A 16,179-nucleotide genomic window follows, 5' to 3' on the forward strand; every position below is an offset into this window, starting at 1 on the left:
CGCCAGCCCTTCAGCGGCACGCCCGCGCGGCGCAATTTCCAATCGCCAGCCCCGCAGCGCACAGAGCAGCGTCCACGAAGGTGGACGCCCGGCGGCACGCCCGCGCGGCGCGATTTCCAATCGCCAGCCCTTCAGCGACACGCCCGCACGGCGCGATGTCAATCGCCAGCCCTTCAGCAGAACGCCCGCGCGGCGCGATTTCCAATCGCCAGCCCTTCAGCGGCACGCCCGCACGGCGCGATTTCCGATCGCCAGCCCCGCAGCGCACAGGGAAGCGTCCACGAAGGTGGACGCCCGGCGGCACGCCCGCGCGGCGCGATTTCAATCGCCAGCCCTTCAGCAGAACGCCCGCGCGGCGCGATTTCCAATCGCCAGCCCTTCAGCGGCACGCCCGCGCGGCGCGATTTCAATCGCCAGCCCTTCAGCGACACGCCCGCACGGCGCGATGTCAATCGCCAGCCCCGCAGCGCACAGGGAAGCGTCCACGAAGGTGGACGCCCGGCGGCACACCCGCGCGGCGCGATTTCCAATCGCCAGCCCTTCAGCAGAACGCCCGCACGGCGCGATTTCCAATCGCCAGCCCCGCAGCGCACAGGGCAGCGTCCACGAAGGTGGACGCCCGGCGGCACGCCCGCGCGGCGCGATTTCCAATCGCCAGCCCTTCAGCGACACGCCCGCACGGCGCGATTTCCAATCGCCAGCCCCGCAGCGCACAGGGCAGCGTCCACGAAGGTGGACGCCCGGCGGCACGCCCGCGCGGCGCGATGTCAATCGCCAGCCCTTCAGCGGCACGCCCGCGCGGCGCGATTTCCAATCGCCAGCCCCGCAGCGCACAGAGCAGCGTCCACGAAGGTGGACGCCCGGCGGCACGCCCGCGCGGCGCGATTTCCAATCGCCAGCCCTTCAGCGACACGCCCGCACGGCGCGATGTCAATCGCCAGCCCCTCCCCCGGCGGCACACCCGCGCGGCGCGATTTCCAATCGCCAGCCCTTCAGCGGCACGCCCGCACGGCGCGATTTCCGATCGCCAGCCCCGCAGCGCACAGGGAAGCGTCCACGAAGGTGGACGCCCGGCGGCACGCCCGCGCGGCGCGATGTCAATCGCCAGCCCTTCAGCGGCACGCCCGCACGGCGCGATGTCAATCGCCAGCCCCGCAGCAGACGGGGCGGCGTCCACGAAGGTGGACGCCCGGCGGCACGCCCGCGCGGCGCGATGTCAATCGCCAGCCCTTCAGCGACACGCCCGCACGGCGCGATTTTCAATCGCCAGCCCCGCAGCAGACGGGGCGGCGTCCACGAAGGTGGACGCCCGGCGGCACGCCCGCGCGGCGCGATTTCAATCGCCAGCCCTTCAGCAGAACGCCCGCGCGGCGCGATTTCCAATCGCCAGCCCTTCAGCGGCACGCCCACGCGGCGCGATTTCAATCGCCAGCCCTTCAGCGACACGCCCGCACGGCGCGATGTCAATCGCCAGCCCCGCAGCGCACAGGGAAGCGTCCACGAAGGTGGACGCCCGGCGGTACGCCCGCACGGCGCGATTTCCAATCGCCAGCCCTTCAGCGAAACGCCCGCGCGGCGCGATTTCCAATCGCCAGCCCCGCAGCAGACGGGGCGGCGTCCACGAAGGTGGACGCCCGGCGGCACGCCCGCGCGGCGCGATTTCAATCGCCAGCCCTTCAGCGGCACGCCCGCACGGCGCGATTTCAATCGCCAGCCCCTCTCCTCTCACACCCGCCAACCACCGCTTGCCACAGCGGACGGGGCAGCGTCCGCTGACGGAACCGCACAATTGAGCCGGGATTGGTCATATGCGCATCAGTCTTATACAAATGTGTCGGACGTGTGGCTATGATACCAGGCGCGCAATTCCGGCGGTCAACTGTTTTGCACTTCGCTGCAGAGACTCAAGGAAGAGGCGCCTTCTTCCAGCGATGCCGCTTGCAGACGGTAGAGTCGAGCATAAATTCCTTGTTGAGCCATCAGATCCTCATGTCGTCCATTCTCACGGATCTCACCATTTTCCAGTACAATAATACGATCCGCCATGCGAACTGTTGAGAAACGATGCGAAATAATAATACCGATCTGGTCTTTCGATAGACTACGCTTGAGATGATGGAAAAACGCAACCTCTGACGCAGGGCTAAGCGAAGCCGTTGGTTCATCCAGAATAACAACAGTTGCTGGACGTACCAATGCGCGCGCCACTGCAAGCATTTGCCATTGCCCCCCGGAGAGTTCGTGCCCCTCTTCAAAGAGTTTACCCACCAGAGTGTCATATCCTCGCGGTAAGTCCTGGATGAATGAATGTATTCCGGATCTTTCTGCAGCTTTTTTGATCTCTGCCAGTTCAGGATCGGATAAAGAAGGAATGTAACCATAGCCGATATTCTCGCGCACTGTGGCCTGATAATTGACGAAATCTTGAAATATAACGCTATATTGGCGTCTTAGTTGATCAAGATCGTATGATTTTATGTCAACACCGTTGAGCATAATCACGCCTTGTGTAGGATCGTAGAGCCGACAGAGGAGTTTGATGAGCGTGGTTTTGCCTGCACCATTTTCTCCGACAATCGCAACGATCTCTCCAGGTTGAATGATAAGATTGATATTGCGTAAGACGGGATCTTTAGCTTCTGGATACGTGAACCAAACATTGATCAAATCTAGACCACGTTCCAGTGGATGGACGATTGGTTGCGGCTCAGAAGGACTAACTATACCTGGAGAAAATGACATAAATCTTTCAAGATGGTTGAGGAACAAACCAGCCTGATAGAGGGCGGCAGTCGTACCAATAAGTGAGGAAAGGTATATCTGACTCTGAAAGAACGTGCTTGTGAGCATGGTCAAATCACCAACGCTCAAATCCCGGCGTAGAGCGGCAGTAATAAGATACAAATATACACCAGCAAAGATCAGCGCCCCAATTGTGCCGCTCAACAATCCAATCCGGGCACGATGATGTGCAACATTGCGTTTCTCCTCATTGTGCTTTCGAAGTAGATTTAGATATTCAGTACGAAAGAGATTTCCTAACCCGAAGATCCGAATTTCTTTTGTAGCTCCACTGGTGGTAAGCAGGGAACTCAAATAGGCGAGCTTGCGTGTTTCGGGTATTTGATGATCGAGAACAGAAAATTCCCACGCAGCAAGTCGGGATTGTCCAAAAATCGAAACAAAAGCGCCAATAAAAAGTGCTATGAAGATAATGGGATTGAATTGTAAAAGTATGACGATAAGGGCTACAAGAGTCAACAGACTCTGTAACATCTGAACACTGTATAATAGTATCTCTGTTGGGCGATAGAGTGCTTCCTGTTGAGCGCGCGCAAGGCTATCGTAATATTCAGCTGTCTCGAAAAAGCGTAGATCGAGCTGATTGACTCTATCCAGGATATCACCATTGATCTTTTCACTTAGTTGATCGTTCAGTCGTTTTTGTACGACCAGGTTTATCTGCTGAAACAAGATGCTCAGGATTTTCAATCCGCCCTCAGCGGCAACCAGTCCGAAGATAAGCGTAAGGGAGATAGGAGTGCCGCCTATCGCTGCGACAATCGCATCGATGATTAACTTGCCAATCCATAGTTGGAACGCAAGAATCGGACTCTCCAGGAGAATGACGACCGCAAGAGCGACAACGGCGCGCCAGTTCGTTCGCCAGACGAGTTGCAAGGCAAAGTATATTGTGTGAACACTTGTTCTTAACACTCAATATGTCCTGGCAGGTCTTCTGGTCGTTGCGCGTGATAACTCACCACCACATCTCCAGACGACAGTAGAGAGGCAGAGTCTCATCATTGCTGCCGGTGAGCGGGCGCAACGTCACGTGATTGGGGGATGCCGAGGGGAGCCGCGCTCACAACCGCTGACGGAACCGCACGATCGAGCCTGGATTGGTCATATGCGCATCAGTCTTATACCAATGCGTCAGGCATGGGGCTATGATACCATGATCGACGCTGAATGTTCAACCGTCGGAGAGATGACCGGTTTTCGGCATTCCCGTGCGCGTTTGCCCCCTCATCCCCCCTGCCCCCTTCTCCCACACGGAGAGAAGGGGGAGGCGTCTGTGCCCCCTCATCCCCCCTGCCCCCTTCTCCCACACGGGGAGAAGGGGGCGTGTGGTCGTCCTGATGCCTGAAACGGGAAGATGGTACGCAGGGACTTTCCAACAAACCTGCCCCTGCAAGGCAGGAGGGTGAGGGGCAACAGCGCAACGTTAACGTACCCGCACCCGGGTCGCTTGGATCAAGCGCGCTGAGCGTAACGGTGAGGGGCAACAGCGCAACGTTAACGTACCCGCACCCACCCGATCGGCGCCGCGTCCTGTCCATCGAGCGGCAACGGGCGACCGGTCGCCAGATCGTAGACCACCAGGATCAGGCGGTAATCGCCAGGGGGCGTGGCGGTATCGAGGGTCAGCGGTACATCCTGGCGCACGGCTTCCCCTGGCGTCCACACCGGCACAGGTCGCCAGTCTCCGCCGGTCAATCCGTCCCACTGCGCCCATTTGCGGTACTCATCATCCAGCAGTTGCACCGACACCATGGGCATCACCGCAGAGGAAGCGTGATCCGCTGCTGCGCGCCAGTATATCTGCACGGTCAGGCGTTCGCCGGGAGCAAGCGGCATGTCGGGGGTGACGCCGGGAGGAGGCGCGTGTCGTTCAAGGATTGCCTGTTCGATCACAATGCGTAACGGATCGCATATCAGCGGCGTTCCGTCAAGCAGTGCGCGTCGGTGGGCAGGCAGGGGAAGGGGTTCAGACCCGGCACGGACGCTTTCCACCGAGAATGCCACCGGCTCGAAGGTGGTGATCGCGCCGTCTGTAACGCTTATCACAACGATTGGCGCCTGAGCGACCGCTGCACCGCCGCTGTAGATCGTCAGGACGCCGAAGTAGCGCCCGTTGGGTGGCGCCGCTGCGACTTCCGCTTCCAGCAGCGGCGTGGGACTGCCGTTCATCCGTGCCTCGGACGCACCACGCGCCAGGTCGAGCGCCAGACGCCACTCGCCTTCCAGCGGCGCAGCGCCGAGCACACGCACAATGCGCCGCGGCGCGTTGAACGTGTCTTCGATGATTGTCACTTCGTAGCGCAGTGCATACCGACCTGGATTTGCCAGGCGCGTGGTGATCACCAACTGATGATTGCCCTGTTGTTCGGCAGTGACGCTCCATGCGCCCTGGGTTGCGTCGAGAGCGGCGGCGGGCAGCGGCGATGGAGAGACCGCCGGACGCAGAACGGCAGAAATCAGCGCGAGCGGCGCTTCAGGTATCACCCGCACCGTCGAACCAGCGGTTGCTTCGACAGTCGTTATTCCCGCCTGCACTGCGAGCGTCTGCGTACTCTCGTCATCATGCACCAGAAGGCGCTGCGGTGTCAGCGATGCCAGCTTCAGATGAATGGTCGTGCGCTGCGTAAGGTTCAGGCTCAGAGGGTCTTCAGGGGTCAGCATGCGGTTGTGCCCGGCGCGACGCCAGATCGCCAGCGAGGCAGGCGATTTGGGATCGACCGGAGTGTTGCGATGAATCTCACTGCGCCCCGGCAGGAACACGACATCGGTCGGCAGATCGTACAGCGCAACGACGCTGCTGCGCCACAGTTCCCGTCCGCCGATCTCCAGGGGCCACGGCGCCTCGCGTGCTGCCAGCACAACATAGTCCGGCGTTCCGCCGGGAGTCCAGGAGGACTGTGAGGTATACGCGGCAGGCACACGCCCCCAGATTTCCTTACCGTACAGCATCGTTGCCAGCAACCCATTGATCGGACCGGTCAGGGTCTCATCACCGCTCAGCAGCACCTTCGCTCCTTGCGGAAGGCGCGCTGCTATCGGTTCGAATGCCACCAGATCGCGGGTGAAGATCGCCGGTCCGCGCATATGGTCAGCAACCGTGAGCGCCTGCGCCCAACCGGTGCAGACCAGGATCAGAAACGCAGCGCCGGAAGCCAGCACGGCGTCGGTTCGGCGAGCGCGTTCGACGAGCCGTTCGATCCCGTGCGCTGCCAGCCCCCACAGCACACATGTGGTATAGGCGGCGCCTTTCATAAAACCGTACTCATACGGTCTCCCAAAGCGCAACCAGAACAGCGTTGCGGTAATTGCCGCCCCCGCGAGTATCCAGCGCCAGCGAAACGCGCCACTGCCGCGCGATGGCAGCGCCAGCCCTGCAACGCAAAGCAGCACTGCCGCCAGCGCCGCAGCGCCGACCAGCAGCGCCGGCGGTTGCGCGCCGCCGGTCGTCAGGCGAAACACGGTCAGTCCGATGATCTCCTCCAGACCGATGAAGCGGTCAGGTCCGATCTTCGGCTCAATCAGCGAATAACGAAAACTAAACCCCTCGAAATAGTCCAGGATAGCAAGTGTCGCGGCAGCGAACGTCGGGACGGCAAGCGCCAGCGCCGCCAGGATCAACGCGACTGGAGTGATCTGGCGCTACGGGTAATGCCGGATTTCCAGCAGGCGCGCTGCGCCGGTTGCGGCAATCAGCGGCACGGCGACAACCAGCGCCGGGTAGTAGGCAACCGGGATGGACGCCAGTATGATCGCCGCCAGCAGTGCCGCGCGCCATGCCGCTGTACGACGCTGCGCCAGTTCGTCCACTGCCGCCAATCCGACGGTCAGCGCCAGCGGCAACAGGCACCAGGCGGACATCTGCATCCCGAAGTTGAAATAGCCGATCCAGAGTGGCAGCGACGCCAGCGTGGTCAACAGTGCGCCGAAGAACGATCCTGTTCGCCCCAACGCCCGATGATAGTCAGGTATCCGTAACTCAGCAGAGGCAGAATGCCGGTCAACAGCGCCAGCAGCGGCGGAATCAGCGCCTCCGGCTGCGCGCGCAGCCACGTCAGCGGTCGCGGTCGTCCTTCGGCGCGCCAGGCGAGGACATTGAGCATGGTCGCGCCTGCCAGAAGAACCACCAGCGTCCAGCGCAGGTTCAATGCCAGGCTCGCCAGTATGAACCCGACCCAGAGTACCGTTGCATAGCCGACCAGCGGCGTCAACGGAGCGCGGAACGGCATCAGCGATGGCGGCAGCGCAAGGCGCGCCACACCCCATCCGACGTAGATGCAGAGAAGCGCGGCAGATGCCACGATGATCGTCAGTTCGATGAGCAATGGCATGGCGAATATCGATGCTGCATACAGGATGCAGGAGACTCTTCGATTGTCCAGAGGACTGGAGCGCTGGCGTATGATACGGGCAGACCGATAGTTCTGCAAGACCGACTCTGTGATATGATAGACGAACCATTGCCGATCCGCCATTCATCATCCTACCGGGGTGTCATCCATGAGCGCCAACCGCTTTGCTTTCTTCAACGGCGAATTTGTTCCGATTGAGCAGGCGCAGGTCAGCGTGATGACGGCTGCGCTGAACTATGGTCTTGGCGTGTTCGAAGGCATTCGCGCCTACTGGAATGCGGACGACGCGCAACTCTACGTGTTTCATCTGCGCGAACATATGGAGCGCCTGAAGCGTTCATGCGCAATTATGTTCATGGAACTGCCCTACAGCGTCGATGACCTGTGCAATCTGACCATCGAACTCCTGCGACGCGAGGGATTTCGTGAGGACGCCTACATCCGTCCGCTGGTCTTCAAAAGTGATCACACGATTGCCGTTCGCCTCAACAACATGACTGACGCATTCGCGCTCTATGCCGTGCCCTTCGGACAGTACATTCCCGGATCGGCGGTGCGCGCCTGCGTCTCTTCGTGGCGCCGCATCGAAGACAACATCATGCCGTCGCGGGCGAAGGTGTCGGGCGGGTACGTCAATTCGGCGCTGGCGAAGACCGAGGCGCTGCTCAACGGTTATGACGAAGCGATTGTGCTCGGCAGCGATGGGCAGGTATCGGAGGCAAGCGCGGCGAACCTGTATATTGTGCGTCATGGCGCACTTGTCACCCCGCCGATCACCAGCGATATTCTGGAAGGGATTACCCGTCGGGTCGTCGCAGAACTGGCGCAGGCGGAGTTGGGGGTGCAGGTGATCGAGCGACCAATTGACCGCACCGAACTGTATGTTGCCGAAGAAGCATTTTTCTGCGGCACCGGCGCCGAAGTCAAACCGATTATCGAGATCGACCGGCGACCGGTCGGGAACGGTGAGGTTGGCAGCATAACGGCGCGTCTGGTGGAACTGTACAGCACCGTGGTGCGTGGTCAGGCGCCGACGTATCGCGCCTGGTGCACACCGGTGTATGCTCAGCAATAAGGGGGAAGAGCCATGCCGGAAGCCTTGATCATCGATGCTGTGCGCACCCCGATCGGGAAGCGCGGCAAAGCGTTGCGCGACATGCACCCGGTCGATCTGCTGGGACAGCACATCGCGGCGCTGCTGGCGCGCACTGGTGTCGATCCCGCCGCCATCGACGACGTGATCGCCGGTTGTGTCAGTCAGTCAGGGGAACAATCCGCCAATATCGCGCGCAACGCCTGGCTTGCCGCCGGTCTGCCCGAATCAGTTCCGGCGACCACAATCGACCGGCAGTGTGGATCGAGTTTACAGGCGATCCATTTCGCTGCTCAGGGGGTTATGGCAGGCGTGTACGACCTGGTGATCGCCGCAGGCGTCGAGTCGATGACCCGCGTACCGATCGGCGCCTCGATCATGGTCGGTCCTGGAACGCCGCTCAGTCCGGGGCTGGCGACCCGCTACGGATTAGAGCGCGGATGGTTCGACCAGGCGCGCGGCGCGGAGTGGATGGCGCGCGAATGGCGTTTCACCCGCGAAGATCTCGACCGCTACAGCCTGCGCAGTCATCGCCTGGCTGCCGAAGCGCGCGCTGCCGGGCGTTTCACCGCCGAGATCATCCCGGTATCGTTGACCGACGGCACGCACTTCGAAGCCGATGAAGGCATCCGTCCCGATACATCGGCAGATCAACTTGCCGCGCTCAAACCTGCCTTTCCCGACCTGGAACTGATCACTGCTGGTAACGCCAGCCAGATTTCGGACGGCGCCGCCGCGACGCTGATCGCATCGCCATCCGCTGCTCAGGCGTTGGGGCTGCGTCCGCAGGCGCGGTTCGTCTCCTTCGCCGTCGTCGGCGTCGATCCGGTCACCATGCTGACCGGACCCATCCCGGCGACGCGGCGCGTGCTGGAGCGCGCCGGTCTTCACGTGAACGACATCGACCTGTTCGAGGTCAACGAGGCGTTTGCGCCGGTCGTGCTGGCGTGGCAGAAAGAGATCGGCGCACCCTGGGAACGGGTCAACGTCAATGGCGGCGCAATTGCGCTTGGACACCCACTGGGCGCAACCGGCGCACGGATCATGGCGACACTGCTGCACGAACTGGAGCGGCGCGGCGGGCGTTACGGACTGATCGCAATCTGCGAGGGGGGCGGCATGGCAAACGCGACGATCATCGAGCGGGTATAATGTGGGTGGCTCTGTCGCCTGTTTCAGCAAGGAGCTGGTCATATAGCCGATAGGCGATAGCCGATAGCTGATAGCCGATAGCCGATAGCCGATGGTCGATAGGGTCGCTGTTGGAGTTCGTGTTACGCGCAGGAGGGCGTTGCCTTAGGCGCACGCGAGGGGGTGGTGGTCTAGCGGAGGGCTTCCGGTCTTTGAGTAAATAAGCCGGTATAGCCCGCGCAGACGGGCTTTGCCCTGGCTAGCCGAGGGCAAAGCCCGACGGCTCGTTCGGTATAGCGGACTAAATGCTCAATCTCCATTGGCCCGACGGCACGAGGCGCAGAGCGGATTATAGCAGTTCTCGCAAAGATTGGTCTTGTTGGGCAGGGTTCCACCCGCCAATGAAAGCAGATGCCTTGTGCACCATCCCTCGGCGTGCTCCGCGTCTCGGCGGTGAACAATACATACACCGCCGAGACGCCGAGGGTGCCGAGAGGCGGAGCGCAGCGCTCACACGGCCGTTTGGACAGGGCTGCACCTGTCGCCGCAAACGGGCGCCGCGCGCAATGCGGCAGACCCGGACAGCGGACTGGATCAACCCGGCGCCCGTCGGCAGAGGGAAGGGTGACGGACACGCCAGCCCCGCAGGGGCTTCCACGCGCTCAGGGAGGGCTTTTAGCCCGCACACGCGGTCGCGCCCGACGACGAACAATGGCGGATGGCTTCTCTCCGACCGCCACGCACAGCGGTCGCCGCATTGGGGCGCGAGCGTGACTGCGCTTGTCCTGGGAGGTTCAACCTTCATCAGCCCGCCGGCGCCCAACGCCCCGCAGGCGGCGCCAGCGCACACCCCCGCACCCGGTCCAGCCGAAACGTCCGTTCCGCGCGGCGCTGCAAACAATAGGCGTGCAACAGCCACTGGTCGCCCCGCCGCTCCAGCGCCAGCGGTCGCACCGTGCGCTGCGTGACCCGTCCTTCGCCGCCCGTGTCGTAGGCAATCGTCACCAGGCGCTGCTGCGTCAGCGCCCGCTGCACCGTCCGCAGCGCCGCGTCCGGGTCCGCAGGCGGCAGCGGCGCCGCGTCCGTCCCTCCGTCCGCCGCCGGCCCCTCCGGCGCCTCGATCCCCGCCAGCGCCGCCTCCACCGCCGCGCGCAGCGGCGGCGTCAGCCCCTGCCACAACCGCGCTTCCAGCGTGGCGGGGATGACCAGCGGCAGCCCCTCCGGCGCGTACCGGCGAGCATACGCGCACGCCGCCAGCAGCGCCGCGCACTCCCCCGGCGCCAGCGGCGCCGCCGGGAGCGCCCCGCCCGCCGCCGCCCCGCTCCCCGCCGCGACCGCCACCGCGATCCCCTGCCGCGCCAGCGCCCGCGTCACCGCCGCGACGTGTTCCGCCCGCACCAGCGCGACGCCCGGCGCCAGCCGCTGCGCATACCGCCGCACGCTCCGCCCGCGCAGCGCCTGCTCCAGGTCACCCGGCGCATCCGCCAGCAGCAGCGCCCCCTCCGCCAGGCGCAACGCCGGCGCCTCGTCTGTCGGCGTCCCCCACCCGTCCGGCGCGTCCCCCGCGCGGCGCGCCAGCAATTCCCGCACCTGCGCCCCCAGCACGCCGCGCGCAGCCGCGACCTGCACCGTCAACCCTCCGGCATCGCCCCGCACCCAGCGTCCCCCCTGCGCCAGCGTCAGCGCTGCGGCGTCGAGCGCGCCGAACGGCGCCGTGACCTCCCCCGGCGCGCCGTAGCGCCAGGCGCCGTCTGCCAGCGCCCACGTCGTCGGACGCACCACCCGTCCGTCGTGCCAGGCGACGACCCCCAGCCAGGCGAGCGGTCCCCGCAGCGCCGCCTGCCACACCCGCGCCTCGCTGCGCCGCCGCCACGGCGGACGGCGGACGACGCGGAAGCCGTGGGTGTGCGCATCGGCGAGCGGCCCGAACGTCGCCGCCAGCGCGTCATACGTCGCCTCCGGCGCGAGCAGGCGGTCGGGCGGCAGCGCCTGCGCCCACTGCACCAGGCGGCGGCGCAGCGCCGGTGCGTCCAGCCCGCTGTCCGCCACGCGCAAGCGGCGCAGCCAGGCGTCCGGCGCGGCGCTGTGCAACCACGCCTCGACCAGGCGCGCGCGCTGGTCATCAAGCGGCGCCGCCAGAAACGCCGCCGCCCCCGGCGCCGTCGTGCATTGCCCGCCGTGGCGCTGCACCAGCCCGCGCGCCTCCAGCAGCGGCAGCAGGAAGCGGCAGAGCGCCTCGAGCTCCGGTGCGGGCGCGTCGGGCAGCAGCGGCTGCAGGCGGCGCAGCGCGCCGCGGCGCAGCGCGCCATCGCGGCGGAGCGGCAGCGGCGCGGCGGCGGCGACGAGCAGCAGGGCGAGGGCGGCGCGCTGCGCCAGCGGGAGCGGCGCCGGGGGCGCGGGGCCGTCATCGGCGAGCCGCAACGGCTGCGGCAGCCAGCGGCGCACTTCGGGAGCCAGCGCGAAGCGCGGCGCGCGTCCGGGAGCGGCGGGGCGCGGCAGCAGCCAGCCGAGGAGCAGCAGGCGTTCGGCGACCGAGCGCGGCTGCGGGTCGCGCGCCAGTTGGCGCCAGGGACGCACCGCGCCATAGCGCGCCGTGAAGGTCGCCGCATCGAGACCGCGCCGGCAGCGGCGCAGATCGGCGAGCGCAGCACGGACATCGGCGTCGAGCGTGGCGTAGACGGCGCGCACGGCGGCGGGGGTGCAGAGGGCGCGGCGCAGGCGGCGGAGGCGCTCATCGGCGGAACCGGCGCGGGGGAGGGAAATGCGATGGGTGCGGGCGATCAGGCGCTGCGCGACGGCGGGGGCGGCGGCGAGCCAGCGGGACCAGCGATTCATGCTTGACCTCCGGGGAATGACCTGGTATACTGCACGTGTCAGGGAATGATGCCGGGTTTGGGTCAAAACGGCAAGCGCGTGCAGATGATGTGGTCGCACGGAAGTCGCCTCTTCCGCAGCAGGACGCCGAACAATGAGGAGGGCGTTGTGCGAGGGAGAAGCGACCACTGCCCCGCAATGAAGGGGATTGAAGCACGGGGGCGGGGTCTACCCCGCCCGATCCAATCTGGGAAGCGACCACTGCCCCGCAATGAAGGGGATTGAAGCCTGGAGGGACGGGTCGTTTGCCAGGATGTTCCTAAGGCGAAGCGACCACTGCCCCGCAATGAAGGGGATTGAAGCTTCGCACCACGCCCGCCACACGGCGGCGATTCCGGGAAGCGACCACTGCCCCGCAATGAAGGGGATTGAAGCTCAGTGTTGGCTCCGGACCAAACTGCGGACTGTGCGTGAAGCGACCACTGCCCCGCAATGAAGGGGATTGAAGCCGCGCTCGCTGTCCTCGCCGCATGGCGGGAAGCAGCGGGAAGCGACCACTGCCCCGCAATGAAGGGGATTGAAGACGAGCTCACTCTCGGAGATGCTCCGCGCGATCTCGGTGAAGCGACCACTGCCCCGCAATGAAGGGGATTGAAGTGACCTGGCGCCGCCGGACGCGGCGGGTGCGGCGGACGCCGAAGCGACCACTGCCCCGCAATGAAGGGGATTGAAGTTTGGTTCGCACTCGTAACCCGGATATGGATCATACGAAGCGACCACTGCCCCGCAATGAAGGGGATTGAAGTCCTGCGACGTCAGCGACAGCGCGACGCCCAGCGCCTGGAAGCGACCACTGCCCCGCAATGAAGGGGATTGAAGTTCAGCGCCTCCGCGTCTCCCTCGACCTTCTTCAGCTGAGAAGCGACCACTGCCCCGCAATGAAGGGGATTGAAGAGCGCCTCAATCAACGTGCTCTCGTCGACAACCTGCGGAGAAGCGACCACTGCCCCGCAATGAAGGGGATTGAAGACCTCCTTCTTGTTCATTTAGAAGTGCAAGCCAGAGCGAGAAGCGACCACTGCCCCGCAATGAAGGGGATTGAAACCCGCCCGTCTCCGCGACCAGGCGCTGCGCCTGGTCGCGGAAGCGACCACTGCCCCGCAATGAAGGGGATTGAAACTCGTCGGAGACCGCGGCCAGTTCTTTCCGAATGCGTTCGAAGCGACCACTGCCCCGCAATGAAGGGGATTGAAACATTAACGTTCGGTCCCATTCCATATATACGGTCCGTGGGAAGCGACCACTGCCCCGCAATGAAGGGGATTGAAACAACACTAAAGTGGAGGGAGGCGTATAAGTGACTACGCGAAGCGACCACTGCCCCGCAATGAAGGGGATTGAAACCCGCATCCGACTCGCACTTGGCTAACTTCGCCTGAAGGAAGCGACCACTGCCCCGCAATGAAGGGGATTGAAACGATACCGGTCCGTCATGTTTCTCCTCCTTTGCCCGCGAAGCGACCACTGCCCCGCAATGAAGGGGATTGAAACGAACGACCCGGCGCTCGGCGTCGCGCGCGCGCCTCTCGAAGCGACCACTGCCCCGCAATGAAGGGGATTGAAACGCGACGCCGAGCGCCGGGCCGCGCGGCTTGGCGCGGGAAGCGACCACTGCCCCGCAATGAAGGGGATTGAAACAGCGGACCGCGCCGCGGTAGACCTCCACGGCGTCATCGAAGCGACCACTGCCCCGCAATGAAGGGGATTGAAACAAGACGACGAGGAAGATAGCAGCCACCAGGCATCCTTGAAGCGACCACTGCCCCGCAATGAAGGGGATTGAAACCAACTCGCGCCGCCGCTTCACGCTGCGCGCGCTCCGGAAGCGACCACTGCCCCGCAATGAAGGGGATTGAAACACAACGTTGCAGCGTTCCTCGGCGAGGTCGGCTCCGAGAAGCGACCACTGCCCCGCAATGAAGGGGATTGAAACCGGACCCCCCAGGCGAGGGACAACCTCACGCCCTGCAGAAGCGACCACTGCCCCGCAATGAAGGGGATTGAAACGTACGGCGGGGAGATCCCCATGGCCGGCGCCCCTCCCCGGAGAAGCGACCACTGCCCCGCAATGAAGGGGATTGAAACACGGTCAACGACATGCCCGGTCTTCACCGTCCCCAATATGAAGCGACCACTGCCCCGCAATGAAGGGGATTGAAACAAATAAAAGAAGAATGCGTGTTGTGACGGCGAAGGGAAGCGACCACTGCCCCGCAATGAAGGGGATTGAAACTTTCGATTTGGTTCTCGAGTCGCTGGCGACGCTCTGGAGAAGCGACCACTGCCCCGCAATGAAGGGGATTGAAACAGGCACGCCGTGCGGCGGCGCCAGTCTTGTCCAGCTGGAAGCGACCACTGCCCCGCAATGAAGGGGATTGAAACAACTAGCCAAGGCGGAATTTGATGCCGAGGCGCTGCTGAAGAAGCGACCACTGCCCCGCAATGAAGGGGATTGAAACAGGGGGTCCCCCCCCACAGCGTTTCGCAGCCGCTCGGAAGCGACCACTGCCCCGCAATGAAGGGGATTGAAACTTTCGCAGCCGCTCGATGATCGCCTCCGCCTCCGTGAGGAAGCGACCACTGCCCCGCAATGAAGGGGATTGAAACGATATGGATCTATTTTTTGGAGGTACGCGGCGTAGCATGAAGCGACCACTGCCCCGCAATGAAGGGGATTGAAACTTCGCCCGCGCTTCCGCCTCGGCCCGAGCGGCCGCGAAGCGACCACTGCCCCGCAATGAAGGGGATTGAAACTTCTTTGCCCCGAAACCCCGCCCGCCTTCGGCAGACGGAAGCGACCACTGCCCCGCAATGAAGGGGATTGAAACTTTCTTCCGCCTTCTTCTCTTCCGCCTTCTTGTTCTTGAAGCGACCACTGCCCCGCAATGAAGGGGATTGAAACGCTTCCTGCTGCGCCCGTTGCTCTGCCTCCGCGCGGGAGAGAAGCGACCACTGCCCCGCAATGAAGGGGATTGAAACCTGCCTCCGCGCGGGCCGCCGCTTCCTGCTGCGCGCGCGAAGCGACCACTGCCCCGCAATGAAGGGGATTGAAACTTTTCTCCTCCTTGCCCCCCCGCCGTGCGGCGGGATGGAAGCGACCACTGCCCCGCAATGAAGGGGATTGAAACTAAACTCATCTGGCGTACCCAGAGTCGAGTGAGTGCGAGAAGCGACCACTGCCCCGCAATGAAGGGGATTGAAACGCTGCCAGTCGGTTCCACTGTCTGGTAACCGTCTTCCAGAAGCGACCACTGCCCCGCAATGAAGGGGATTGAAACCTTCTCGCTTTGGATGACGACCTTAATCCTCCCTCGAAGCGACCACTGCCCCGCAATGAAGGGGATTGAAACCTGCTCCTCCGCAACCGCACGGGCTCCCGCCTCCGCCCAGAAGCGACCACTGCCCCGCAATGAAGGGGATTGAAACGTACGGCGGGGAGATCCCCATGGCCGGCGCCCCTCCCCGGAGAAGCGACCACTGCCCCGCAATGAAGGGGATTGAAACACGGTCAACGACATGCCCGGTCTTCACCGTCCCCAATATGAAGCGACCACTGCCCCGCAATGAAGGGGATTGAAACAAATAAAAGAAGAATGCGTGTTGTGACGGCGAAGGGAAGCGACCACTGCCCCGCAATGAAGGGGATTGAAACTTTCGATTTGGTTCTCGAGTCGCTGGCGACGCTCTGGAGAAGCGACCACTGCCCCGCAATGAAGGGGATTGAGACTCCGCCTCCTCCACGAGCGTCCACGCCGGGCGCGCCTCGAAGCGACCACTGCCCCGCAATGAAGGGGATTGAGACGCGAGGGGGAGATCGGGCCGCGCAGCGGGCGCAGATGAAGCGACCACTGCCCCGCAATGAAGGGGATTGAGACGCGTCGTCCTCCTCGCCCCGCAGCCGGTCGAGGAGGTGAAGCGACCACTGCC

General features: G+C 63.8%; 12 protein-coding genes and 1 CRISPR repeat array (1 of these 13 cut by a window edge). Of the genes, 2 read left to right on the plus strand and 10 right to left on the minus strand.

Annotation, left to right across the window (positions count from 1 at the left end):
* Positions 1-10 precede the first annotated feature (10 nt).
* The 9 genes from ROSERS_RS26065 to ROSERS_RS13125 all read right to left on the minus strand — a co-directional run bounded on the left by ROSERS_RS26065 (position 11) and on the right by ROSERS_RS13125 (position 7,133).
* Complete coding sequence (locus ROSERS_RS26065; RefSeq protein ID WP_157041080.1) at positions 11-325, minus strand: hypothetical protein; 315 nt, start codon at positions 323-325, stop codon at positions 11-13.
* Positions 326-336: 11 nt separating this feature from the next.
* Entirely contained in the window at positions 337-486 is a 150-nt protein-coding gene (locus ROSERS_RS26475; RefSeq protein ID WP_198136306.1) for a hypothetical protein, read from the minus strand.
* A 55-nt stretch (positions 487-541) separates the two neighbouring features.
* Positions 542-934 (minus strand): hypothetical protein, encoded by a 393-nt coding sequence (locus tag ROSERS_RS24210; protein ID WP_049767517.1) that lies wholly within the window; start codon positions 932-934, stop codon positions 542-544.
* Positions 931-1,425, minus strand: a complete 495-nt coding sequence (locus ROSERS_RS24215; RefSeq protein ID WP_198136307.1) for a hypothetical protein — start codon at positions 1,423-1,425, stop codon at positions 931-933. The genes ROSERS_RS24210 and ROSERS_RS24215 overlap by 4 nt, the downstream gene beginning before the upstream one ends.
* Positions 1,352-1,729, minus strand: coding sequence for a hypothetical protein (locus ROSERS_RS24220; protein WP_049767519.1), 378 nt, complete (start codon positions 1,727-1,729; stop codon positions 1,352-1,354). Before ROSERS_RS24220 ends, ROSERS_RS24215 begins: the two co-directional genes overlap by 74 nt.
* A gap of 146 nt (positions 1,730-1,875) precedes the next feature.
* On the minus strand, positions 1,876-3,681 hold the full coding sequence (locus tag ROSERS_RS13110; RefSeq protein WP_198136308.1) for an ABC transporter ATP-binding protein: 1,806 nt from the start codon (positions 3,679-3,681) through the stop codon (positions 1,876-1,878).
* Positions 3,682-4,299: 618 nt separating this feature from the next.
* Entirely contained in the window at positions 4,300-6,423 is a 2,124-nt protein-coding gene (locus ROSERS_RS13115) for a hypothetical protein (RefSeq protein WP_011957262.1), read from the minus strand.
* Positions 6,424-6,444: 21 nt separating this feature from the next.
* Positions 6,445-6,720: a hypothetical protein gene (locus tag ROSERS_RS13120; RefSeq protein WP_041333661.1), complete on the minus strand. Its 276-nt coding sequence runs from the start codon at positions 6,718-6,720 to the stop codon at positions 6,445-6,447.
* Positions 6,717-7,133, minus strand: a complete 417-nt coding sequence (locus ROSERS_RS13125; RefSeq protein ID WP_011957263.1) for a hypothetical protein — start codon at positions 7,131-7,133, stop codon at positions 6,717-6,719. Before ROSERS_RS13125 ends, ROSERS_RS13120 begins: the two co-directional genes overlap by 4 nt.
* A 169-nt stretch (positions 7,134-7,302) precedes the next feature.
* Here ROSERS_RS13125 and ROSERS_RS13130 point away from each other — a divergent pair, with 169 nt between their 5' ends.
* Together ROSERS_RS13130 and ROSERS_RS13135 are read left to right on the plus strand one after the other, a co-directional pair.
* On the plus strand, positions 7,303-8,229 hold the full coding sequence (locus ROSERS_RS13130; RefSeq protein WP_011957264.1) for a branched-chain amino acid transaminase: 927 nt from the start codon (positions 7,303-7,305) through the stop codon (positions 8,227-8,229).
* A gap of 12 nt (positions 8,230-8,241) precedes the next feature.
* Positions 8,242-9,399, plus strand: coding sequence for a thiolase family protein (locus tag ROSERS_RS13135; RefSeq protein ID WP_011957265.1), 1,158 nt, complete (start codon positions 8,242-8,244; stop codon positions 9,397-9,399).
* A gap of 783 nt (positions 9,400-10,182) precedes the next feature.
* Here the strand turns inward: ROSERS_RS13135 and ROSERS_RS13140 are convergent.
* Positions 10,183-12,312 (minus strand): WYL domain-containing protein, encoded by a 2,130-nt coding sequence (locus ROSERS_RS13140; protein WP_232282603.1) that lies wholly within the window; start codon positions 12,310-12,312, stop codon positions 10,183-10,185.
* A 58-nt stretch (positions 12,313-12,370) separates the two neighbouring features.
* A CRISPR array of direct repeats spans positions 12,371-16,179; the repeat unit is 37 nt; unit sequence GAAGCGACCACTGCCCCGCAATGAAGGGGATTGAAAC; it runs 2,629 nt beyond the window's last position.

It is taken from the genome of Roseiflexus sp. RS-1 (assembly GCF_000016665.1).
Classification (GTDB): domain Bacteria; phylum Chloroflexota; class Chloroflexia; order Chloroflexales; family Roseiflexaceae; genus Roseiflexus.

Bases quoted from the DNA above. Each gene is read 5' to 3' on its own strand.
- ROSERS_RS13125 (WP_011957263.1), bottom strand. From the start codon at position 7,133: ATGCCATTGCTCATCGAACTGACGATCATCGTGGCATCTGCCGCGCTT.
- ROSERS_RS13130 (WP_011957264.1), top strand. From the start codon at position 7,303: ATGAGCGCCAACCGCTTTGCTTTCTTCAACGGCGAATTTGTTCCGATT.
- ROSERS_RS13135 (WP_011957265.1), top strand. From the start codon at position 8,242: ATGCCGGAAGCCTTGATCATCGATGCTGTGCGCACCCCGATCGGGAAG.